This window comes from Enterobacter asburiae, assembly GCF_007035645.1.
Lineage (GTDB): Bacteria > Pseudomonadota > Gammaproteobacteria > Enterobacterales > Enterobacteriaceae > Enterobacter > Enterobacter asburiae_B.
Genome location: NZ_AP019632.1, coordinates 1,545,646 through 1,569,318, shown reverse-complemented (window position 1 = coordinate 1,569,318; position 23,673 = coordinate 1,545,646). Strand labels below are relative to the sequence as shown.

Annotated in this window: 21 protein-coding genes; all 21 read right to left on the bottom strand. The window is 55.1% G+C overall.

Translation table 11 applies throughout. The features are described 5' to 3' along the window. Positions 1-45 precede the first annotated feature (45 nt). The 21 genes from FOY96_RS07410 to wzc all read right to left on the bottom strand — a co-directional run bounded on the left by FOY96_RS07410 (position 46) and on the right by wzc (position 23,673). Positions 46-633 (bottom strand): acyltransferase, encoded by a 588-nt coding sequence (locus FOY96_RS07410; protein WP_143346770.1) that lies wholly within the window; start codon positions 631-633, stop codon positions 46-48. Then, a complete protein-coding gene (locus FOY96_RS07405) occupies positions 620-1,141 on the bottom strand; it encodes an acyltransferase (protein WP_143346769.1) in 522 nt (173 codons plus the stop codon). The genes FOY96_RS07410 and FOY96_RS07405 overlap by 14 nt, the downstream gene beginning before the upstream one ends. A gap of 357 nt (positions 1,142-1,498) precedes the next feature. Continuing rightward, positions 1,499-2,392 (bottom strand): GalU regulator GalF, encoded by an 894-nt coding sequence (galF, locus tag FOY96_RS07400; protein WP_143346768.1) that lies wholly within the window; start codon positions 2,390-2,392, stop codon positions 1,499-1,501. A gap of 176 nt (positions 2,393-2,568) precedes the next feature. After that, a complete protein-coding gene (gene wcaM, locus FOY96_RS07395) occupies positions 2,569-3,960 on the bottom strand; it encodes a colanic acid biosynthesis protein WcaM (protein ID WP_143346767.1) in 1,392 nt (463 codons plus the stop codon). Positions 3,961-3,972: 12 nt separating this feature from the next. Then, the gene (gene wcaL, locus FOY96_RS07390) at positions 3,973-5,193 is read right to left on the bottom strand and encodes a colanic acid biosynthesis glycosyltransferase WcaL (RefSeq protein WP_143346766.1); all 1,221 of its coding nucleotides are present in this window, start codon (positions 5,191-5,193) and stop codon (positions 3,973-3,975) included. Next, positions 5,190-6,470 (bottom strand): colanic acid biosynthesis pyruvyl transferase WcaK, encoded by a 1,281-nt coding sequence (gene wcaK / locus FOY96_RS07385; RefSeq protein ID WP_032658813.1) that lies wholly within the window; start codon positions 6,468-6,470, stop codon positions 5,190-5,192. Before wcaK ends, wcaL begins: the two co-directional genes overlap by 4 nt. A gap of 17 nt (positions 6,471-6,487) precedes the next feature. Then, positions 6,488-7,966 (bottom strand): colanic acid undecaprenyl disphosphate flippase WzxC, encoded by a 1,479-nt coding sequence (gene wzxC / locus FOY96_RS07380; protein ID WP_039262643.1) that lies wholly within the window; start codon positions 7,964-7,966, stop codon positions 6,488-6,490. 1 nt (position 7,967) lies between these two features. Beyond that, positions 7,968-9,362: an undecaprenyl-phosphate glucose phosphotransferase gene (gene wcaJ, locus FOY96_RS07375; RefSeq protein WP_033145973.1), complete on the bottom strand. Its 1,395-nt coding sequence runs from the start codon at positions 9,360-9,362 to the stop codon at positions 7,968-7,970. Between the two features lie 46 nt (positions 9,363-9,408). Beyond that, positions 9,409-10,779, bottom strand: a complete 1,371-nt coding sequence (gene cpsG, locus FOY96_RS07370; RefSeq protein WP_143346765.1) for a colanic acid biosynthesis phosphomannomutase CpsG — start codon at positions 10,777-10,779, stop codon at positions 9,409-9,411. A 111-nt stretch (positions 10,780-10,890) separates the two neighbouring features. Then, the gene (gene cpsB / locus FOY96_RS07365) at positions 10,891-12,327 is read right to left on the bottom strand and encodes a mannose-1-phosphate guanyltransferase (RefSeq protein WP_033145975.1); all 1,437 of its coding nucleotides are present in this window, start codon (positions 12,325-12,327) and stop codon (positions 10,891-10,893) included. A 3-nt stretch (positions 12,328-12,330) separates the two neighbouring features. Further along, complete coding sequence (wcaI, locus tag FOY96_RS07360; RefSeq protein ID WP_143346764.1) at positions 12,331-13,554, bottom strand: colanic acid biosynthesis fucosyltransferase WcaI; 1,224 nt, start codon at positions 13,552-13,554, stop codon at positions 12,331-12,333. Next, positions 13,551-14,030 (bottom strand): GDP-mannose mannosyl hydrolase, encoded by a 480-nt coding sequence (locus FOY96_RS07355; protein WP_029742031.1) that lies wholly within the window; start codon positions 14,028-14,030, stop codon positions 13,551-13,553. Before FOY96_RS07355 ends, wcaI begins: the two co-directional genes overlap by 4 nt. Before the next feature lie 2 nt (positions 14,031-14,032). Further along, positions 14,033-14,998, bottom strand: coding sequence for a GDP-L-fucose synthase (gene fcl / locus FOY96_RS07350; RefSeq protein WP_013097874.1), 966 nt, complete (start codon positions 14,996-14,998; stop codon positions 14,033-14,035). 2 nt (positions 14,999-15,000) lie between these two features. Next, positions 15,001-16,122: a GDP-mannose 4,6-dehydratase gene (gene gmd / locus FOY96_RS07345; protein WP_014884502.1), complete on the bottom strand. Its 1,122-nt coding sequence runs from the start codon at positions 16,120-16,122 to the stop codon at positions 15,001-15,003. Positions 16,123-16,277: 155 nt separating this feature from the next. After that, a complete protein-coding gene (gene wcaF / locus FOY96_RS07340; protein ID WP_033145979.1) occupies positions 16,278-16,838 on the bottom strand; it encodes a colanic acid biosynthesis acetyltransferase WcaF in 561 nt (186 codons plus the stop codon). 15 nt (positions 16,839-16,853) lie between these two features. Beyond that, entirely contained in the window at positions 16,854-17,600 is a 747-nt protein-coding gene (gene wcaE / locus FOY96_RS07335) for a colanic acid biosynthesis glycosyltransferase WcaE (RefSeq protein WP_033145980.1), read from the bottom strand. A gap of 16 nt (positions 17,601-17,616) precedes the next feature. Further along, on the bottom strand, positions 17,617-18,837 hold the full coding sequence (wcaD, locus tag FOY96_RS07330) for a colanic acid polymerase WcaD (protein WP_029742034.1): 1,221 nt from the start codon (positions 18,835-18,837) through the stop codon (positions 17,617-17,619). After that, the gene (gene wcaC / locus FOY96_RS07325; RefSeq protein ID WP_143346763.1) at positions 18,812-20,029 is read right to left on the bottom strand and encodes a colanic acid biosynthesis glycosyltransferase WcaC; all 1,218 of its coding nucleotides are present in this window, start codon (positions 20,027-20,029) and stop codon (positions 18,812-18,814) included. The genes wcaD and wcaC overlap by 26 nt, the downstream gene beginning before the upstream one ends. Further along, positions 20,026-20,517, bottom strand: a complete 492-nt coding sequence (wcaB, locus tag FOY96_RS07320; protein ID WP_032642828.1) for a colanic acid biosynthesis acetyltransferase WcaB — start codon at positions 20,515-20,517, stop codon at positions 20,026-20,028. The genes wcaC and wcaB overlap by 4 nt, the downstream gene beginning before the upstream one ends. Then, positions 20,517-21,359, bottom strand: coding sequence for a colanic acid biosynthesis glycosyltransferase WcaA (gene wcaA / locus FOY96_RS07315; RefSeq protein WP_023312403.1), 843 nt, complete (start codon positions 21,357-21,359; stop codon positions 20,517-20,519). Before wcaA ends, wcaB begins: the two co-directional genes overlap by 1 nt. A gap of 151 nt (positions 21,360-21,510) precedes the next feature. Next, on the bottom strand, positions 21,511-23,673 hold the full coding sequence (gene wzc, locus FOY96_RS07310; protein ID WP_143346762.1) for a tyrosine-protein kinase Wzc: 2,163 nt from the start codon (positions 23,671-23,673) through the stop codon (positions 21,511-21,513).

Sequence of the window (23,673 nt, the reverse complement as noted above, 5' to 3'; positions counted from 1 at the left end):
GATCTCTTTTATATAATTGAAGCCAAGGGTTTTAAAGTACTGATATCAACTTCGTACGCTGACCCATTTATTCTCTTCAAATGAATAATACTTTATAATCTTGGCTGGAACACCTGCGACAACCGAATAATCAGGTATTGATTTAGTCACTACTGAACCAGCACCAATGACGCAATTTTTTCCAATCGTAACACCGGGAGAAATATGCGATCCAAAACCAATAAAAGAACCATCACCTATGGTAACTGGCCGTTGAATATTTGAAATTCGGTCACCAATTTTTGTTGTATCATGAATATTTTCGAAGGGATGGCTCACATCAACAATGGAACAATTCCCGGTAATAGTTACATTGTTGCCAATAGCTACTTTTACACGACCAATAATATGACAATTCTGTTCAATATTTACATTATCACCAATACTGATGACAACCTCATTTTGAGGGTCAACAACTTCTAGCCTTAAACCGTTTCTTATTAAAACTCGCTGCCCAACCTCAATATATTTTGGATTTGCAATGAGTAAGGGCGAGATAATCCTACTACGATGCCCAAAAGATTTCATACAGGTTTTATACTTAACCTGTGAAAAAAATAAATGGAAGGCATTCACTATTTTATTTAGCAACATTTACTGCTTCCCACTCATGTGAACTATGATTGTACATCTTGATAATGCGGGCTGGGTTACCTGCTACTACGCAAAAGCCTGGGAAGGATTTCGTGACAACAGCCCCCGCCCCTACGATGGTCCATTCTCCGAGTGTTACTCCTGGCAAGATTTTAGTATTGAAACCAAGAAAAACGTTTTCACCGAGAACTATCTGCCCTTTGTCAATATCCTTCTGGGTGAGGATAGGCCCCAGTTCAGGATCTATACCATGAGCTAGCGTGCTTATATAAACATAATCACTAATAACGCAATTTTTTGATATCACAATCTTAGAGGCTGTATGAATGTTTACATCTCTGCCGATATAAACCCCATCATGGATAAAGATACCGTTGCGATCTTCATTCGATCTCACAATGAAGGTGGGGTTCTTATGAATGAATACTTTATCACCCACTTGAATTTTATTTCGGAATTTTGTTGCTAACTTCAACTTTAATAGCAAACGATTGAGTAAACCGATCATGCATACCTCTTCAAGTCGCATATATACATCTCAACGCTGGAGGTTCATGTTTGACCACGCTACCGCCCCTGGCTCAATAGCTACCAGTGCACTAAGTCTGCATGAGACGTTGAATTTTATATTTTGTTACTCAGACTGCAGCGTCCATAGCAGCCACAGCGAATCCAGTATTGTGGTATTAATTACAGACCAAAACAAGAAAAACCAACCGTTTGGTATTCAAAACCGTAAGACGTCCGACACTTCGGGTTACTTGCTAAAAACAAAACGACAGAGGATACGAGGGACACTTTAAAATGTGCCCCAAGAATCATCTGTCGTTTTCTCATCAACTTAGGCAAACACAGGTTCGAAAATTTACTCTTCGAGAAGTTTTTCAATTTTCTTACGGAACTTCGCCCCTTCCTTCAGGTTACGCAGTCCATAGTTCACGAACGCCTGCATATACCCCATTTTCTTACCGCAGTCATAGCTGTCGCCGGTCATCAGCATCGCGTCAACGGACTGTTTTTTCGCCAGTTCGGCAATCGCGTCAGTCAGCTGAATACGATCCCAGGCGCCTGGCTCGGTTTTTTCCAGCTCTGCCCAGATATCAGCGTTCAGAACATAACGGCCAACCGCCATCAGGTCCGAATCCAGCGTCTGTGGCTGATCCGGTTTTTCGATGAACTCAACGATGCGGCTCACCTGCCCTTCCGTTTCCAGCGGTTCTTTAGTCTGGATAACGGAGTACTCAGAGAGATCGCCCTTCATGCGTTTTGCCAGCACCTGGCTACGGCCGGTTTCATTGAAACGTGCCACCATTGCCGCCAGGTTGTAACGCAGCGGATCGGCAGAAGCGGTATCGATGATGATGTCCGGAAGAACAACAATGAATGGGTTATCACCCACAACCGGACGGGCACACAGGATAGAGTGGCCCAGGCCCAGCGGCTGCGCCTGACGGACGTTCATGATGGTCACGCCCGGCGGGCAAATAGACTGCACTTCCGCCAGCAGCTGGCGTTTGACGCGTTGCTCAAGCAACGCTTCGAGTTCGTAAGAGGTGTCGAAGTGGTTTTCTACCGCATTCTTGGAGGAGTGCGTAACCAGGACGATTTCTTTGATCCCTGCAGCAACAATCTCATCGACAATGTACTGAATCATTGGCTTGTCGACGATCGGCAGCATCTCTTTAGGAATGGCTTTTGTGGCTGGCAGCATATGCATGCCCAGGCCTGCTACCGGAATGACTGCTTTCAAATTAATCATTATTTCTTCCACCTTAAAATGGTTGACGAATTATAGCTCTTAAACCTGTTTTCGCCAGCATGATTTGCCGTAATCCTTGGGCAATGTTACGCCTTAGCATCACAAATTTCTGTAGTTGTAATCTGATTAGATCGCGCTTTTATGCCAGGAATAGTCTCAAAACTGATGATTGTCGATTATCTGTGCGGAAGCGCAAAGTTAAGCCTTTCCACATTCACTACCTGCTGGTCGACCCGGTCAATATCGACCGAGCTTTGCCCCTTCTCATTCACTGCTTTTATGTTCGCCAGCGACAGCAACGTCTCGTCTTTCGCCATGAACTTGCCCCGCACATCCTTGCGCAGGTCGAAGTTGATCTTCAGGGCGGGCCCCACAGCGGCTTCCTGCATCACATTGATGTTGCGTAAAAAAAGATGCTGCGGCTTGTTGTGCAGTTCAAGCGTCGCCCGCTGCATCTCCACGTTGGTTATCGCCACAAACGAGGTGGCGTTACCGGATGAAATCTGTATTCCGCGCAATTTATACGCAAGCTGACGATTATCGAGATGAATATTGTTGAGCTTGAAGTTCTGCGGGATGGACAAATAATCGCCTTTTATCACCCCATAGCCGATTAACATTCCGGCACTGTTCACCATCTCGACATTATCAATAATGAAATTATCACAGCCATAAATGGCCACCGTGGCGTTGTCTATTCCCGCCTTTTTACTGAAGTCGGGAGTAATATTTTTGGCCTTAATATTGCGGATAACAAAATGCTTACCGTTTTCAACGTGCACCAACTGGCGACAGTTGCTGCCGGTGATGTTTGCCACCACGAAGTTCTTGACGGTTTGCTTCTCCGGATAGTCATTATCGTAAGTGCTGCCGGCGAGGCCAATGCCGATGCCCCAGTTGATCTTGCCGTTGGTGCAGTTGATGTTGTCGATGACATGATCGGAGATCAGGATATTGCGATCGTTGATGGCGACGTTCCACTCGATCGCATCCCCCTGGAGATGGCTAAATTTGCTGTTGGTGATGCGGGCTCCGTCCACCTGGTTGTGGAAACCCTGGCGCAGGATGGCGTAGTTGGCCTGACTCACGCTGATGTTATCAATCAGCAGGTTGCGCATCACGCTCGGTTTCTTGCCGCCGATGTAGATCTGCGTCACCGGGCCAAAACCGCTCATGGCCAGCCCTTTGATAACGCAGTCAGAGCCGCGAACGTCGAGCGTGATGTTCTCCGTGCGGCCAGCACCTTCGCCTATCACTTTGCTGCCTTCCTGCAGAACAAAGCGGCCGCGCCCGTTGCCGGTTAACGCCCCGCGGATCAGCAGCGTTTTACCGTCGGGAATGAAAATACCCGTATTGATGTTTTCGCAGGTGAGCCCGGCCGGGACCACGACGGTGTCGCCGTCATTAAACGCCTGCTTAAAAGCGGCGATCCAGTCGTTGTTATTGTACTGATTAACAGAGACCGTTCTGCCGCTTGCCGCCCGCGCGATGCGTGACGACAGCAGCGGCGTGGCCGCCAGAACGGAGAGAGAAGAGACAAAGGTGCGTCGGGTAATCTTTTTCAGCATACATCCTCGGCGTTACAACGTTTGCAGCAGGCTCGCTAACTGGCGGTTAATCACCTGCTGGTTAAAATCGGTTTCCACTTTTTGTCGGGCGTTATGGAGCACGGGCTCCAGCGCCTGCTGGTCAATATCGCTGAAGGCCGCTAATCGGTCCGCAAGGGCCATCGCGTTATTCTCCGGCACCAGCCAGCCGGAGTGGTCAGACTTAATCAGCTCCGGGATCCCGCTGTGCAGGGTTGATACCACCGGAATACCTACGGCCATCGCCTCCATCAGCGCCACCGGAATGCCTTCCATATCGCCATCGGCGCCCGTTACGGAAGGCAGCAGAAAGACATCCGCCTCGTCGAGCATGGCCTTGACCTCGTGGCTCGGCTTGAAACCCGGCATCTCTACGACATCTTCCAGCTGATACTGTTCGATAAGCGTGCGCAGACGACGCTCCCACGGCCCAATGCCGAGAATGCGATAGTGGAAATCCACCCCGCGCGCTTTCAGCTGGCGGCAGGCTTCAATGGCCACATGCAGGCCTTTCTTCTCGGTCAGGCGAGCAACGGAGATGATCTGCAGCGGTTTTCCCGGCACCTTGACAGGACGGCGAGTGAAGCGCGTTAAGTCCACGCCCATACGCGAAACGGCAATTTTCTCTCCCGGGCAGCCCATGTTTTTCAGGCGTCCGGCCCACAGGTCGCTGATAGGCAGCATCATGTCGCCGCGCCTGAACAGCTGCTGATACTCCGGCGTGTAGTGGTTCAGCACTTCGCGGCTGGAGATATCGATACCGTGGAAGATGGTCGCAATTTTGCCGTCAATCACGCCCAGCTCGCGCAGCTTGGCGGCGGTGACGCCCGCCGGGCCAAAGTGGGCGATAAACACGTCGGCACGATACGGCTGCGCGGTTTGCCCGCAGATGGCCGACAGGATCAGATTGCGGGATTCGGAACCATAGCGGGAAACATTCAGCGCCCGCCACGTCGACGCGCGGTGGATCCCGCGCAAGGTCTGGCTGGCCCGGTGGCGCAGCTTGCTCAGTCTCCCGGACGGCTCATCCTGCAGCCAGCGGGTTTTCGCCTCCAGCCCATACTGGGTATACGCCGCATGGGTATTTTTGGTATCGCCCTTTTGCAGGGCGATAATCTCCACGTCATATCCCATATCGATAAACGCGGTGATTTGGTTCAGGACAAACGTTTCAGACGACAGCGGAAATTTCAGTAAGAAGAAACCAACCTTCATTTCCCCTCCCGTACGCGGTCAAGTACCGATTTCACCATCCCAATGCCCTTCTCGCGCTCGGCTTTCACCGCCACCGCCAGGCGTTCATTGATCGCAGGCAGCTGGCCGAGCGTGTCGCCCACCATCGCACCGAGCGAACCATCGAGCAGATGACGGATATCCACGGCCATTTCCGGCATACCGAGCTGCTGCATGATGCCTGCTGATTTGTGTTCGTAGTTGATGGCAATGGCCGGCGTGCCAAAGTTCATGGAGATAATGGCGGAGTGCAGGCGCGTGCCGACGGTCAGGTCGCAGGCGGAGAGCAGCTTGCCCATCTCCAGATCGTTCAGTTCGTCCATCACCACGTGATAGCGGGACGGATCGTTCACCAGATTGCGCAGGTTCAGCGCCACCATACGGTCGTCTTTGTTGTAGCTGTCGATGCCGGTGCAGGTTGAGAGCGCCAGCACCTGGTACCCGCTGTCCAGCACGCGGTTCACCACGTCGGCGAAGGCTTTCTCATACGCCGCCTGGGTCGTACCTAAACGCTTATCGAAGGGCGCCAGCTCGCGCAGGGTAATCGCGACGGTTTTCTGTTTCGCCGCCACGTCGAGCCAGTGCTGCACCGCGTAGCTTGGCTGGAAGCTGTCGTCCTGGTGATCCACCAGCCACGCGGTGTCCACGCCGTGCTCAACTTTTGAGGTGTCAATTTCGCTGCGCTTCATCATGTCGAGGCTGACCGACTCGCGCAGGATCAGCGCGTCGCAGTGGCCGAAGACGTAGTTTGCGAGCTGGTTAAACTGCGGATCCTGGAATGGCCCCACGCTGTGGCCAATCATAAACAACGGCTTTTTCGCCATAAAGGTGCAGAGCGCATGCTCAAACTGCGGCACGCCGTAGAGATCGACGAAGAACGAACCGCCGACCTGGATAATGGCGTCATAGCCGGACAGCAGACGGACAAAATCGGTAAAGCCCTGCGCGATAGCGATATTGCGCAGCTTGCCGGTATCGGTCACGCGGGAAAGCAGCACCTGGTGCTGGTAGCGACGACGCAGCACTTTTTTCACGCGGCCCATCACGCCCGCGGCGTTGTTATGCTGTTTCATCTGGCTGTAGAGCGGGTCGCCCATCACCGGGCGGTTCAGTAACCAGGATGAGCTGACCGGATAACGGCTCATCACGTCCACTTCGGTCTCAGGCTTAAGGGTGTTAATTGCATCCAGTAAACCGCGCAGGATGGCGCTGTCGCCACGGTTGCCGCAGGTATGGTTGCCAAGAATTAATAATTTCATAATGGCCTCTTAAATAACTAGCCTGCGCGAAGCAGCGTTTTCATTTTTTCGTTACGGCAAAACTGGCGCTTCATCTCCACCACCAGCGCATTGCGCGACAGCACAATCATCACGCCAAATGCCAGCGCGCCCGCGGCAACCTGTACCGCCAGCAGCGCGGCCAGCGGCAGGTGACCGCTGAGGATGATGCCCAGGCCGTAGCTCACCGCCAGGGTCGGCAACGAGAGATAGAACGGCAGCCACAGGCTCAGGATGTACTGACGGTAGCTGGAGCCCAGCACCGGCTTGATCATGATGAAGTAGCTCAAAACGGTATTGATTATCTGCACCAGCAGGAAGCCCAGCGTGACGCCGATGGCGCCTGCCATATGCCCGCCGACGATAATCGCCGGAATAAACAGGAAGGTTTTGAACACGTTGAACTTAAAGCTAATGTCGACGCGCGCTTTTGCCATCAGCAGGGAACCAATCGGATTCCCCACGGAGCGCAGCAGCCCCACCACGCACAGCAGCTGCAGGATCGGGATGATGCCGTTCCACTTCTCGCCAAACACCAGCGGCACGAAGTTGCTGGAAACCACCATCAGCCCCAGCAGCACCGGGAAGTTAATGATCCCCACCACGGAAAGCAGCTTGTAGAAGTTAACGCGCAGCTTCTCGGTGTCGTCCTGGATCTTGGCGAAGGCCGGGAACAGCACGCGGGTGATGATAGGGTTTAGCTTCATCGGCGGCACCACCGCGACGTTGTAGGCCAGGTTGTAGCCCCCCGCCACGCTCGCGCCAAGAATACGCGCCAGCACCAGCGTCGACAGGTTGGTATTCACATAGTTGATGATGCTGTCCGCCGTTAGCCACGCGCCAAAGCGCAGGTTGGACGAGACGGATGCGAGAGAGAAATGCAGCCCGGGACGGTAGATCTTGCGGCCAAAGTAGCCGAACAGCAGCGTGCGCACGGCTGAGTTAACCAGGTATCCGAGGATAGCGGTCATCGCCAGCGGCCAGAAATGGGCGCTCACCACGGTGAAGGTAAAGCCCGCCAGCACCGCGCTGGTCTCGATCATGCCGATCTTGTTGAACTCCAGCTCTTTCTGCATCAGCGCGCGGAACTGCTGCCCGTGCGGGATCACCACGAAAGCAAACGACAGCGTGCGCATCAGCGGAGCCAGATCCGGGTTATGCAGCACGCTGGCGATGGTGTCGCTCAGCAGGAACACCAGCACGAACACGAAAATCCCCAGCCCCACGTTCAGCCAGTAGAGCGTGGTCAGCTCAAGATGGCTGATCTCTTTGCGCTGGATAATCGAGTTGGCGATACCAAAATCAGACAGCGTATCGGCCAGCGCAATAATCACCAGCGAGACGGTCAGCAGGCCGAACTGGTGATTATCAATAATGCGCGCCAGCACGGTCATCTGCACCAGACCGAGGCCAATGATGACGATGGTCGCCATCGCTGACCACTTCGCCCCGCTGATGGTTTTTTCACGTAAGCTCATCTTAGTACGCCGCTTTGTTCACGAAACCTTTGAAGATGGTCAGAAAAACAATCTTGATATCGAACCAGATACTCCATTCACGGATGTACTCCAGATCGAATTCGATACGTTTTTCCATTTTTTCCAGCGTGTCGGTTTCGCCGCGCCAGCCGTTGATCTGCGCCCAGCCGGTAATGCCCGGCTTCACCTTATGGCGCAGCATGTAGCCTTCAATCAGCGAGCGGTACTGCTCGTTGTGCGCCACCGCGTGCGGACGCGGGCCAACAATCGACATGCCGCCGGTGAAGACGTTGATAAACTGCGGCAGCTCGTCCAGCGAGGTGCGGCGCAGGAAGTTCCCCACGCGGGTGACGCGCGGATCGTTCTGCGTTGCCTGGGTCACCACCTTGTCGTTTTCCATCACCTTCATGGAGCGGAATTTCCACACCATAATCGGCTTACCGTCCATACCGTAGCGGGTCTGGCGGAAGATAACCGGGCCGGGAGAGCTCAGCTTCACCGCGAGGGCAATGCAGCACAGCACCGGGGAGATGAGCAGTAAAATCAGCGAAGAGAGCACGATATCTTCCGCGCGCTTCAGCACGCGGTTAATGCCCGACAGCGGGGTGTCGTACAGCGGTACCACCGGCACGCCGTTCACTTCTTCAATGCGTGAATGGAGGATGTTGAAGGTAAAGACGTCCGGGATCAGGATCACCGAACAGGTGGTGTCCGCCAGCTCGCGCATCAGTTGCTTAATGCGGGATTCGTCTCTCATCTGCATAGCGATGTAGACGTTGTGAATTTTACCGGCTTTCGCGTCTTCAATAAGCTGTTCGTAATTGCCCGCCCAGTCCGACGGCACGCCGCCCGGCTTCGCGTCGTGGTAAATCCCGACCACTTCAAACCCTAACCACGGCTCTTTGCGGAAGCTGTCGAGCAGAACCTTACCAACCGGAAGATCGCCCGCTACCGCAACGAAGCGACGGTTATAACCGCGGTTACGCAGCCAGCCCGCACCGAAACGGATCAGGGAACGGCACACCACCATGCCGACGCTGGTGATCAAATACCAGCAGAGATAGGTGACGAGGCGATTATCAAAATCATGGCTGAAGGCCACCAGGCCTGCGCTGAAGATCAGACTCAGGGTCCAGTTCTGCAGCAACAGCATCAGTTCGGTGGTCATTTTCACGCCGCGCCACGAGCGGTAGAAATCGGTCATCCCGCCGATCATCTGAAACACGACCAGCGCAATGAGTGCCATCAGCAGATGCATATATAAGAACGGCAGCCCGCCGATCCGACACACCGCCCACAATCCACCGACCATGATGGTGATATCAGAAAAACGCTGCACCATAGAGATTAACGATGCATTCGTTCTCGCTCGTTCGCGTTTTTTTAGATTCGTCATCGTTGTTCCTGTATTCGGTTCCCCCTCCCGCCGGGAGGGGCAATTGTTACTGATTCAACAGCGCCAGAATGTCCTTCGTTCGGGCTTCCATCAGCGCCGTGTCAGCACGGGACTCCACGTTCAGGCGCACCACCGGCTCGGTGTTGGACGAGCGCAGGTTAAAGCGCCACTGCGGGAACGCCATGCTGATGCCGTCCGTACGGTCAATTTCCAGCGCGTGGATCGCAAAGTGCTGCTCCACGCGGGCAATGGCCTCGGCCGGCTGCGCCAGCTTGCTGTTGATCTCCCCGCTCGCCGGGAACGCCGCCATGCGGTCGCGCACCAGCTCGCCCAGCGTCTGCCCCTTCAGGCACAGCAGCTCGATCACCAGCAGCCACGGGATCATCCCGCTGTCGCAGTAGGCAAAATCACGGAAGTAGTGGTGGGCGCTCATCTCGCCGCCGTAGATGGCGTCTTCTTCGCGCATGCGCTCTTTGATGAAGGCGTGGCCGGTTTTGGACATCACCGGCGTGCCGCCCGCCGCGGAGACCACGTCGACGGTGTTCCAGGAAAGGCGCGGGTCATGAATGATTTTCGCGCCCGGGTTTTTCTCAAGGAACGCTTCCGCCAGCAGGCCGACAATGTAGTAGCCCTCGATGAACTGCCCTTTCTCGTCGAACAGGAAGCAGCGGTCGAAATCGCCGTCAAAGGCGATGCCCATGTCCGCGCCGTGCTCAATCACCGCGTTGCGGGTGTCGTCGCGGCACTCCGGCAGCAGCGGGTTAGGAATACCGTTCGGGAAATTGCCGTCCGGGGTGTTGTGCACCTTGATGAAGGTCACCGGCACGTTCAGCGCCTTAAAGCGGGCTTCCAGCGCATCCACCACCGGGCCGGCCGCGCCGTTACCGGAGTTGATGACCAACTTCAGCGGCTTGAGGTTCGCCACGTTGATGTAGCCCAGCAGGTGGTCGATGTACTCTTTCTGCAGGTTGATTTTTTTGTAGCTGCCGCGCTTCGCGTCGTTCACCGGCGGGAAGTCGTTGGCTTCCGCCAGGCGCTGCACGTCGCGCAGGCCGGTGTCGCCGCTGATAGGACGGGCGCCCTTGCGCACCAGCTTCATCCCGTTGTAGTCCATCGGGTTGTGGCTGGCCGTCACTTCGATACCGCCGTCCACGCCCAGGTGGAAGGTGGCAAAGTAAATTTCCTCGGTCCCGGAAAGGCCGATATCCAGCACGTCCACGCCCGCGTCCTGCAGCCCTTTCGCCAGGGCCAGCTTGAGGGATTCACTGGTCAGACGCACATCGCCGCCCAGCACGATGGTCTGCGGTTTTAAATATTCGCCGTACGCGCGGCCAATGCGCCACGCGATGTCTTCATTCAGCTCTTCGCCCAGCTTGCCGCGAATATCGTAGGCTTTAAAACAGGTTAATTTTTCCATGATGACCCCTTTTTCAGGCAACAGTCGGCCCTGACCACGTAATGGCCAAATTGATTTTTTTGTCATTCGCAGGCCCGGTAAGCACAGCGCCACCGGGCATAATGCAGAGTGCTACACCCGCCCGTAGCGGTCCTGGAAGCGCACGATATCGTCCTCTTCCAGATACGAGCCGGAGCGCACCTCAATTAAGTCGAGAGGAATTTTCCCCGGGTTCTCCAGACAGTGCGTCGCCCCCAGCGGAATATAAATGGACTCGTTTTCACCGAGCAGTTTGACTTCACCGTCGATGGTGACTTTAGCGGTACCCGCGACCACCACCCAGTGCTCGGCGCGGTGATGGTGCATCTGCACCGACAGCCCCTCGCCCGGCTTCACGGTGATGCGTTTCACCTGATAGCGGTCACCGGAGTCGATGGAGTCATATTTCCCCCACGGACGGTACACTTCGCGGTGAATATGGTGCTCGTGGCGGCCATCGGCCTTGATCTGCTCCACCACTTTTTTAACGTCCTGCACGGCATTACGGTCGGCAATCAGCACGGCGTCCTTGGTCTGGACAACCACCAGATCCTTCACCCCGACCGTGGTCACCAGGCCGGATTCGGCGTAGACGTAGCTGTTTTCCGTTTTGTGGCTAATAACATCGCCGTGGTGGACGTTACCCTCCGGGGTATGGGCGCTGATCTCCCACAGGGAGGACCAGGAGCCGACATCGCTCCAGCCCGCATCCATCGGTACCACGACGGCGTCCGCCGTACGTTCCATCACCGCATAGTCAATGGACTCTTCCGGGCAGGCGAGGAACGCCTCTTCATCCACGCGGATGAAGTCGAGATCCGGGTCCACCACCGCCATGGCTTTCTCGCAGGCGTCCAGAATATCCGGGCGGTATTTGCGCAGCTCTTCCAGATAGCGTCCGGCGCGGAACAGGAACATCCCGCTGTTCCAGTAATACTCCCCGCTGGCGACATACGCCTGCGCGGTTTCCAGATTCGGTTTTTCAACAAACTGCGCCACGTCAAACGCCACGCTGTCGCCTTCACCCGGCGTCACGCTGCCGCGACGAATATAGCCATAGCCGGTTTCCGGCAGATCCGGCACGATGCCGAAGGTCACCAGCTTGCCGCTCTCGGCGTAAGGGATCGCCGCACGCACCGCGTCGCGGAACGCGTCTTCCTGCTGGATAACGTGGTCTGCCGCCAGGACCAGCATCAGCGGGTCACAGTCCGGGCTGCTGCGTTTTGCTGCCAGCGCCGCCAGAGCGATCGCGGGCGCGGTATTGCGTCCGGCAGGCTCCAGGATGATGTTTTCGGTGAGCTTATTCAGCTGGCGCAGCTGCTCGGCAACAATAAAGCGGTGCTGTTCGTTACAAATCACCACCGGGCTTTCACACTCCACGCCGTGCAGACGGTTTACCGTCGTCTGCAGCATGGTGAGATCCCCTTTCAGGCAGAGGAACTGTTTTGGATAGAGCACGCGGGACAGCGGCCACAACCGGCTACCAGAGCCACCAGCCATCACAACCGGATACAAAGTGGTTTGACTCATGATTTATCCCCGTATATCTGCAATAAATTGGCTCAGCACGTTCTCTTTCTCGAGCGTGCGTTCGGCATATTCACGTGCCACCGTGTTCACTTTTGGCATGGCAAGTGCCTTCTCAATTCCGGTTACCAGCGCCGGGACCGATTCCGGCTCCACGCACACGGCAATCCCCGGATAGCTGTCGCACAGCTGGCCTAATTCTGTTTCGGCTTCTGCCGTGATCACCGCGTTACCGCCCACTGCCAGAATGTTGGTCAGCTTGGACGGCAGCACCGCGTCCGCGGCGCCGCGTTTTTGCACCACCAGATGGCAGTCGCCCATCTTCAGCAGCGCAGGCAATGCCTCGTAAGACTGAAGCGGGAAAAATTTCACGTTGGTCAGGCCGCGTTCCCCGGCCATTTTTTCCAGCCGCGCCTTTCCACCGCCCTGCCCGACAATCACAAACGTCCACGGATGTTCACTCAGCAGCTGGGCCGCTTCAATCACGCTCTCCAGCCCCTGTTTTTCGCCGATGTTGCCTGAGTAAAGAATGATTTTTTGATCTTCAGGCAAACCGAGCTGCGCGCGCAGGGCCTGAGCGTCTTGCTCAGTTACATCGCGAAAACGCGCCACTTCGGACCAGTTCGGGAAGAAGATCACCTTCTCTGCCGGAACGCCCTTCTCCTGCGCCTTATTCATCATCGAGCGCGAGATAGTCGAGACGTAATCCACGTTGTGCAGGCCGCTGCGCTCAAACGCGCTGGCGAGCTTCGCCACCTTGCCGCCCTTGCTTTTGCCTGCCATCCCCAGGCCCAGCATGGCGTCAACTTCATAATCCTGAATGTGCAGCAGAGTGCGCGCGCCGGAGAGTTTGCCCAGCAGGCGCATGCCCGGCGTGCAAAACAGCGTCGGCACCACGCCGATGATGCGATCCGGCTTCCAGCGACGCTGCGCCATCAGCGGGAAGAAACTGCTCAGGGCAAAGCTGCCCAGATGAATTAACCGCTTCAGCGTCGAGGGCTGCTTAGGCACATACAGCGGGCAGCGCCAGACGGTCGCTGCGCCCTCTTCGCGACGGTAGCGCCAGCTTGAGTAGCGCTCCCCGACTTTCCACTCCGGGTAGTACGGCGGCGCGGTAATGACCCGCACGTCATGTCCCTGGCTCGCCATCCACTCGACCATCTCGCCGGTATATTTACCGATGCCGGTTAATTCCGGCGAGTAGTTGATTCCGTATACGAGGATCTTCATATGCCCGGCACCTCGGCCTGACGTTCGGCCAGGAAATAGGCACGACTGTTGTCATGCACATTGTCGCTGGCAAGCAGCGCCTCTGGCGTCTGCCAGCGGTAGTCGTCATGCTGAGAATCAGGCAGACGCAGGTCTGCCTCACTCACCTTCAGGCGGAACCCCAGCACGATGTAGTGCGTGGTGAACCCGGTGCCTGAAAAGTTATCGTCATAGAAGTGCTGCCAGACCCCGTAAAACTGGCCCGCTGCCATCGGCAGCTGCAGGCCCAGTTCCGCCAGAGTGAGACGCTCAAACGCATCGCTGAGCGTCTCATCCTTCTGCACGCGCCCGCCGGGCACGAACCAGAAGCCCTGTGCAGGACGGTTGGTTCGTTTCCCCAGCAAGAACTCGCCGCGTTCGTTCTCCACGATCAAATCAATTGAGATGAGCGGAGTCGAACGCACTACCGTGGCAAAATCTTCCTGACTTAAAAACATTGTTACCCCCGGAAGCGGTGCTGGTTTTCCAGGAACCACTGGTAGGTACTGGCCAGCCCCTGCTCCAGTGACACCTCGTGATACCAGCCCAGCTGATGCAGACGGGTCACGTCCAGCAGCTTGCGCGGCGTGCCGTCCGGTTTCGTCGCGTCAAACACCACGCGGCCTTTGTAGCCCACTACCTGCGCGATGGTTTGCGCCAGCTCGCGAATGGTGCAGTCCACGCCGGTACCGACGTTGATGTGCGACAGCATCGGCTCGGTGTTCTCCTGCCACACCTCGCGATCCAGCTCCATCACGTGAATGCTGGCGGCAGCCATGTCGTCCACGTGCAGGAATTCACGCATCGGCGTACCGCTGCCCCACACCACCACGTCCGGCGCGTTCTCGGCGGTCGCCTCGTGGAAGCGGCGCAGCAGCGCCGGGATCACGTGCGAGTTGCTCGGGTGGAAGTTGTCGTGCGGTCCGTACAGGTTGGTCGGCATCACCGAACGATAGTCGCGGTTGTACTGACGGTTGTAGGACTCGCACAGCTTGATCCCGGCAATCTTGGCAATCGCGTACGGCTCGTTGGTCGCTTCCAGCGTGCCCTGCAGCAGTTCGCTCTCGGCGATCGGCTGTTTTGCCATTTTCGGGTAAATACAGGACGATCCGAGGAACAGCAGCTTATTCACGTTGTGCAGATGCGCCGCGTGAATGATGTTGCTCTCGATCATCATGTTTTCGTAGATGAAATCCGCCGGGTAGGTGTTGTTAGCGACAATGCCGCCCACCTTCGCCGCCGCCAGATACACCTGGTCAATGCGTTCGTTAGCAAAGAAGTCCTGTACCGCGCGGCTGTCGAGCAGGTTCAGCTCGTCGCGCGTGCGGACAACCACTTCCACGTCACCGCGCTGTTCGAGCTGGCGAACAATCGCGGAACCCACCATTCCGCGATGACCGGCGACAAAAATACGTTGTTTTGTCATTCTCAGGACTCCAGCGCGATGGCAACCTCGTAGCCATGAGACTTGAGCAGGGAGTGTTTTTTCGCTGCTTCAAGATCTTTGGCTACCATCTCGGAAACCATTTCCTGCAGAGTTATTTCTGGTTTCCAGCCCAGCTTCTCGTGCGCTTTGGTTGGGTCGCCCAGCAGGGTTTCCACTTCAGCAGGACGGAAGTAGCGCGGGTCAACCTGGACAATCACGTCGCCTGGCTTCACGCCCGGTGCGTCGTGGCCGGTCACGGAAACCACGATACCTTTCTCTTCCACGCCGGTACCTTCGAAGCGCAGTTTAATGCCCAGCTGTGCCGCTGCCATTTCAACGAACTGACGAACGGAGTACTGCACGCCGGTCGCAATCACGAAGTCTTCTGGCTGTTCCTGCTGCAGCATCATCCACTGCATTTTCACGTAGTCTTTGGCATGGCCCCAGTCACGCAGGGAATCCATGTTGCCGAGGTGCAGGCAAGACTCCAGACCCTGCGCGATGTTGGCGATAGCGCGGGTGATTTTGCGGGTCACGAAGGTTTCGCCGCGACGCGGAGATTCGTGGTTGAACAGGATGCCGTTACAGGCGTACATGCCGTAGGATTCACGGTAGTTCACGGTGATCCAGTAGGCGTACAGTTTTGCTACCGCATACGGAGAGCGCGGGTAGAACGGCGTGGTCTCTTTCTGTGGGATTTCCTGCACCAGGCCGTACAGCTCGGAGGTGGATGCCTGGTAGAAGCGAGTTTTCTTCTCAAGGCCGAGGAAGCGGATTGCTTCCAGCAGACGCAGCGTACCCATGGCATCAACGTCGGCGGTGTATTCCGGGGATTCGAAGGAGACCGCTACGTGGCTCATCGCGCCCAGGTTGTAGACTTCATCCGGCTGTACTTCCTGCAGGATACGGGTCAGGTTGGAGGTATCGGTCAGGTCGCCGTAGTGCAGATGGAATTTCGGGTTCGCCGCGTGAGGATCCTGATAAATATGATCCACACGTTCGGTGTTGAAAGAAGACGCACGACGTTTAATACCGTGTACTTCATACCCTTTTTCCAGCAGGAACTCTGCCAGGTAAGAACCATCCTGCCCGGTAACGCCGGTGATGAGAGCGACTTTAGACATGTTTTATTCCTCTACTTATGAATTTAATCAGAGCCGTTAAGTAGGCTATCTTTTTTGTCATTTTGAACGTGGGCTGTGCTCGAAATCCTCACGTACCTAAGTACGTTCCGGTTTCTCCGCGCAGTCCGCGTTCAAACTGCCTGCAACGATTACGCCTACTTAACAAGGCTCTTCGTTTCAACGCGTTCGCGTATCACCACTGCGGGGTTGCCACGGCAAATTTTATTTGCCGGTAGCGATTTAAAAACGCTGCTGCGGGCACCGACTACCGTGCCATCGCCAACAGAAACACCCGGTGCAACAAAAACATCCGTTGCCAGCCAGCATTTTTCGCCAATCACAACAGGCGAAGCGGTAATATCAAAATGCTGACTCATAAAATCGTGGCTGCCGGTGCACAAATAACATTTCTGTGAAACCACCGAATTTGCGCCAATCGTAATTTCGCCCAGGGTATATAACACCGCGTCATCCCCAACCCATGCGTAATCCCCAAGCGTTAATTTCCACGGATAGGTAATTTTCACAGAAGGTCGGATGACTACGTTTTTTCCGATTTTTGCGCCAAACAGGCGCAATAAAAAAGCTCGCCAGCGGTACATTATTTGCGGCGACCAGGCAAATAACGTTGCCTGAACGGCCCACCACAGCTGTACCTTAATACCGTTCCCGCCCCGAAAACCTTTCGGCACGGAGAAACCTTTTAAATCCTGCATTGCGTTTCCTTATATTCAGGCTTTGTTATATAAGGTTTTCGTTTTGCCTGTGGTACGCAGGCGTAATAAATAGGACAATTCCGCCCAGAACCCCGGCACGCGTAATATTTTACGCTGCACGTTTTTGGCATCCTGGCACAATTCCAGATTATTAGACGTTGACACGCCGCCCATGGAGAATTCAGACACCAGCCCTTTAATTCGACGGAACGGGTAACCTGATTTATACAGGCTGGCTGCCAGCGCATAATCGGAAGACACTTTATACTGCAAATCGTAAGGCTGTTTTTTCAGACCTTTTACCGGGAAGAAAATGGCCTGATGGCTGGCCGGCAGGCTGTGATAGATATACCAGCCTGGCTTCGCGCTGCGGCACACTTTATGTCCGTCGCCAAAATCGAGCAGCGCATCGCCAATATACATGGCGTCCTCTTTCTGGCGAGCCAGCTGACGGGCAAACAGCGCCACGTCTTCATGGAAAATATCGCCCGAGTTCAGGAAGATGGCATAACGGCCTTGCGCCATGTTGATGCCTTTATTCATCGCATCGTAGATGCCTTTATCTTTCTCGCTGATGTAGCGTAAGTTGAACTCACCGTTGAGTTTTTCCAGAAACTCCGCCGTGCCATCGTTCGAGCCGCCGTCGACCACAATCCACTCAAAGGTGAGGCTTGGATCGCGCGCCAGGTTGCGCAGCGAGCGCCAGGTTTTTACCACCCCTTCGTAATTACGAAAAGCGACAGTAATGACGCTAAGAAACATAAATCACCTCATTTCGTCATACGTTCGTAATATTAAGCGCCTTGCGCAGAATAAACGGACAGACAATCAAGAAAGCATATTCCGGGCTAAATATTGACCCGGTAAAAAACAGCGACACCGGAGTAAACAGATAAAGCTGAACGCGAAAGTTCTGGTTATCACCAAACGCGTTAATCATCATTTTGAAAACTTTAAACAGATACCACAGGGTCAACAGTACGGCAAACCACGAAAAATAAATAATTAACAGATACAGACCATTGTCTATGGTTTTACCGACATCTGCACCGTTAAAGATTCCGAATGATGCAACATATTCGTAAAGTGAGCCGAATCTTACTACCCCATCAATATGGGTTAAGGAATAACCCACCATCACCAGTGGCCCAATGATGCGATAATAGGATGAAGACCCTTCCGTTCCCAAATCTCCCAGACGTTCTGAGATGTACGGGAAGGCAAATATCACGCCTACCATAAATACCGTCAGGGAGATAATCGCCAGCGGCAGTTTTTTCTTAATCGCATCTTTGTTCAGGTACTGGAACGCCCACTCCAGCAGGTAAAACAGGATAAATGTCATTACCCCTGAGAACGATCCAGACAGAACAATTCCTGCAAGAATCATAGCATCGGTCTTAGGCGTTTTGATACCAAACTGTTTGATGCTGAGCCAAATTGAGATTAACGCCAGAGCGAAAAACGCCGGTTCAAAATAGAGGGCCGTAGTACGCTTCCCGCCAAACTTGATGAAGTTCAATACATAGCTGTTACTGTAAATGAGATATTTCGAAATTATCTCCATCAGGCTGCTGCCGCCGGTCAGAATAATTTGCGCCATCTCCAGCGCGGCAAGCATAACAATTAACGCTACGGCAATATAAAAGAACCTAAGGATTTTCCGATAATTGTGCGGAGAAATAGTTTTAAACCGAATACTCCAGACCATTCCGATAATAATGACAATATAAACAAACAGCATGGTCGAGGTGACGTATTTACTCGCATCCAGCGACTGGCCAAAGATGTAGTTAAACAGCGTCAGGCCCGTGCCCAGCCCTAAGGCAATCATCAGCTTCTTGAGGTTGATTTTATCGACATACAGCAGAAGCAGAACGGGCAGGAAGGTCACGATGGTTATCGGGAAGCTTTCGCCGAGCTGGGCAATTTTGACGTTGACCAGCAGGTAGATCAGCGGCAGCAGCAGATAACTACAGATTCTGATAGAACGAGACATATTCCTCCAGCATCTGTTGTCCACTGTAGGCCTTGCGGCTGCGGTTGCGGAACGATTCCAGGTCAGTGCCAAAAACGATCTCAGCAATCTGCGCCTTCGGCAGCTGTACCAGCGGCAGAACCTCCTGCTCCGTGAAGGTTTTCCCGCCGGACTTTTCCAGCACTTCGCGCGCCGCATCGCTGTGGGTGGCAATCACCGGCACGCCGATAGAGAGCGCCTCGCAGAGGATCAGCGGGTAGTTATCCACGCGGGAGCTGAACACCAGGGCGTCCATTTCATTCAGCGCGCTCATCAGCTTGCGCTTGTCAGTCTCAAACCCGTGGTTCACCACGTTGGCCCCTTCGAACGGTGAAAACTTGCCGAAGGTGTGAAGCTCTATCTTGTCACCCAGCGCCATCATGTCGCGTACCAGCTGCTGGTTGGTTTTACCGTCGTAACGCAGATCATGCGCAACGATAGCGATTTTCGGTTTGCCCGCGGTTTCGGCCACCGGGGTTAGCTCGGCAAGAATGGCTTCCGTCGCCACGTCGATGCCGTTGTTGATAATCTGACAGCGCCCTGCCCCGTACAGGCTGTTGAAGGCATCCGCCACGTGCTGGCTCGGAGAGATAAACGTACAGCCGAGCGAGAGCATGTCGCGGAACAGCTGACGCTTTCCGGCCACCAGCTGATGCGCGCGATCCACCTTCACCGGCGGGTAGTTGCTTAACGTCGGGCACTTCTGGCAGTTATCTTTCCAGCCTTCACAGCCGTCGGTAAACGCGCAGCGTCCGGTCACGCTCCAGTGATCGTGCAGCGTCCACACAAAGCGGGTGTCGGGCTTGTGGGCCTGCACCTTCTGACAAAACGCCACCACCTCTTCCAGATTCAGCCAGTAGCTGTGCAGAACGTGAAAATGCAGCACAACCGGGCCCACGGTGCGGGTAACCGTGCGGTAAAGATTGTTCAGGTTGCCAAACAGATCGCGGTTAAACAGACGGAACAGCGCAATGTTGGCCATCGAGGTCAGACGCGGCGTGTGCTTGTGCACCTGCGGGAAATTATCGTGGCTGACGCTTTTCTTGCCGCCTTTGCCGTAGCCGTAAATAAACCGAGACTGAAGTCCTTTTTGCAGCGCGCGCTGGTGCAGATCCAGCGCCACGCCTGCCGCTCCGCCTTCTGCGAGGCGTACGTTGAATTGCAGAATGTTCATTTAATCACCTTCACGCGGGCTTTTTCTCCCACCACCAGCGCGTTATCCGGAATGCTGTCCAGCACCACGCTGCCAGCACCAATCGTGACGTTATTACCAATCGTAATGTCACCGACGATCACCACGTTCGCCCCCAGCTCGACGTTATTGCCGATGACCGGGCAGGCCAGGCTGTCAGGCCCGCGGTTGCCAATGGTGACCGCATGACGAATGGTGAAATCATCCCCGGCGACCACAAACTTGTTGATCACCACCGCATAGCCGTGGTGGATGGTAAAGCGGCGGCCAATGGTGGCAGCGGCCTGAATTTCATAGCCAAAAAAGCATTCGGTAATGATGCGGTACAGCACCAGCACGGGCGCCGCCCAGATATTGTTCAGCACGTTTTTCTTACGCCACACCGAGCAAAAGTGCGCGATGCGGTACGCCAGAACCATGCAGCACGGACGCAGGCTCCAGCTGTTAGCGCGGCAATCTTCCAGAAACATTATTTCCCCCGAAGTCCATCAGCCAGGCGCTTGCCGTTACGCACGGAAAGCAGCGTCAGCAGCGTGCGCCAGTTCATGCGCTTATTGCGGATCTGATAGAGGGTAAAGAGCTGATATTTACGGCTGGCACGGTCAAATTTGTCCTTGTGCTTGCGGTAAAAATGGAAGTAGCCGGAGAACTTTTTCGGCGAGGAGGTGATTTGCATCTCCCCGTGGTTGATATGCAGGATCTGCGTGGCCTCTTCCACTTTCCACGGCTCGCCGTATTCCACCACCATGCGCAGGAAGATGTCGTAATCCTGCGCGGCCTTGAGTTCGGTATCGAACAGGCACTCTTTGAAGCGCCACGCCCAGGTGAAGACCTGGTTACCAATAATGTTGCGCTTGTAGAACAGGCGGCGAGAGTACGGCGATTTCGGGTACAGCGGCAGACTCGCGGGCTGCGAGTAAACCTCGCCCTGGCAAACATAGTCGTTGGCATACAGGAAAGCGTGCGTGACCAGCTGTTCTTTATGCGACAGGAAGATAGACAGGCGGTTCGGCGTCCATTCGTCATCGTCGTCGATCCCGGTCAGATACTGCCCTTTGGCCTGCATAATCGCCTGATTACGCACCGCGCACGCGCCGGAGTTAATGGCGTTATGCGTATAGACCACCCGCGGGTCGTTGAGGTCAGTCACAAACTTTTGCAGCTGTTCATACGAGGAAGAGCAGTCATCAACGATGATAAGCTCCCAGTTATCGTAATCCTGTCGCAGGACGGATTTGATTGCGCGGATCGCCAGCTGCTGACGATTCCATGTCGGCATATAGATTGAAACTAAAGGGCGTTGTGTGGTCATCTTTTCCCCTCACCCCGGCCCTCTCCCCAAAGGGGAGAGGGTGAAAGGCAGCCAGTGGTTATCATTACGTTCGTCCCCCACATCCAGCACCGAACAGTCCCCTCTCCCCTTTGGGGAGAGGGTTAGGGTGAGGGGTGTGGGGTGTGTTTTGTTATTTACTGTCAGATTTATATTCGTACTCGTAATAGCCGTAATCCTGGTACCCGGTCGCGCGGCGGAAGATGGAGTTCAGGATCACCCCTTTCACCTCAATCCCGTTCTGCTCGAAGCGGCTCAGGCTGGTTTCCACCTCTTTCAGGGTGTTGACCGCGTAACGCGCCACCATCAGCGTGGTGCCAGCGTGGCGGCCAACAACGGCGGCGTCGGTCACGGCCAGAATTGGCGGCGTATCAATCAGCACCAGGTCGTAGTTTTTGCTCGCCCACTCGATCAGCTGGGTGAAGCGTTCGCTCATCAGCAGCTCGGACGGGTTAGGCGGCACCTGACCGCGTGGGATCAGGTCAAATTTCGGCACCGTTGTGGGTTTCGCGCTCTGGCTGATGTCACCTTTGCCGAGCAGGATTTCCGACAGACCGTTCACGTTGTTGGTGCCCAGCAGTTCGTGGGTGTAGCCCTTACGCATATCGCAGTCGATCAGCAGCACGCGCTTGTTGGTCTGGCTGACCACCGCCGCCAGGTTGGCGCAGACGAAGGTTTTACCGATTGACGGGCTCACGCCGGTTAACATCAGGACGTTGTTTTTGGCCTGCATCATGGCGAAGTGCAGACTGGTACGCAGGCTACGGATCGCTTCGATGGCGAGGTCGGTCGGGTTACCCACCGCCAGAAGCTGGCTCTGTTTGTAACGCTTGACGCCCTTGATGGTTTTGACGCTGTCGCGGGATTTTTGCCACTCGGACAGCGGAATGCTGGCATAGACGTTGATACCGCTCTCTTCCAGCACCTGCGGGCTTTCGATACCGCGGTTGAACAGGGAACGCAGCAGCACGCCGACGATGGAGAGCATCAGGCCGAGAATAATGCTGCCGAGAATAATCAGCGCTTTCTTCGGCTTCAGCACGCCAGGCTGGGTAATGGCCGGGTCGACGATGCGCACGTCACCGACGGTACTGGCTTCGGTGATTTTCAGCTCCTGCTGCTTGTTCAGCAGCTGCATGTAAACCTGCTGTCCTGACTCCACGTCGCGGGTCAGACGCACGATCTCCTGCTGCGTTTTCGGCATCGCGGTCACGCGGTCATTGAGCTTCGCCTTCTCTTCTTCCAGGGTACGGCGTTTCTCCAGCAGCGTGCGGTAGGCCGGGTGACGTTTGGTATAAAGCTTGGAAATCTCCGCCTCTTTGAAGGTCAGCTCGTTGAGCTGCGCATCAATGTTGACCATCGAATCGAGGACCGATTTCGCTTCCAGCGGCAGGTCAACGGAGTCTTTATCCTGACGATAGGCGTTCAGCTTGTTCTCGGCATCATCCAGATGGGCGCGCACTTCCGGGAGCTGTTTCGCGAGGAAGGCCAGGCTTTTCGCCGCTTCCGCCGACTTACGCTCAACGTTCTGCTCAAGGTAGTTGCGGGTAATGCTGTTCAGGATGTCGCGGATTTGATCCTTATCTTCACCGGTAAAGGTCATGCTCAGCACGCCGGTGTCCTTACCGTTTTCGGTGACGGTCAGGTTGTTTTGCAGATTGTTGATCATCCCCAGGGTGGAGAATTTGGTGACGGTGAATTCGCCACCCTCCTGGGCGTTAATCGCGCTGACCATCATGCTGACGCCGTCTTTGGTCAGCATCTGCCCCACTTCGCCGCGGGCGCTAAAACCAGCGTCGCTGGTTAGCTGATACTGTTTAGGGCCAAGCACCGTCAGGGTAAACGTCTGATCGCCTGCCCCTTTTGGCAGCACGAAGTCAGTGACTTTCACCGTGTCGTTGTTGCGCCCCATCAGCCGATCCCAGCCGGCACCAAAGACTGGGAAGGTATTTTTGGTGACGGAGATATCGAGCCCGAGGTCGTGAACCGTTTTACCCAGCACCAGGCGTGACTGGATGAGCTGAATTTCGGCGTCGGATGCCGGCGGCTTGTTCGCCAGCGCGGAACCAATGTCCTGCACCAGCGAGTTGCCGGTATTCTGCTCGATCTGCACCAGCGCATCGGCGCTGTAGATAGGGGTGGCGAACAGCGTATAGACGACGGCCGCCGCGGCGAACACGGCGGTAATGCCCAGCACCCACCACTTTGCCTCTACAACAGTGCCGACCAGGCGCCCAATATCAATTTCATCACTGCCCGAAGTCGGGGCGGCAGAAGGTCTTGTTTTTTCTGTCAT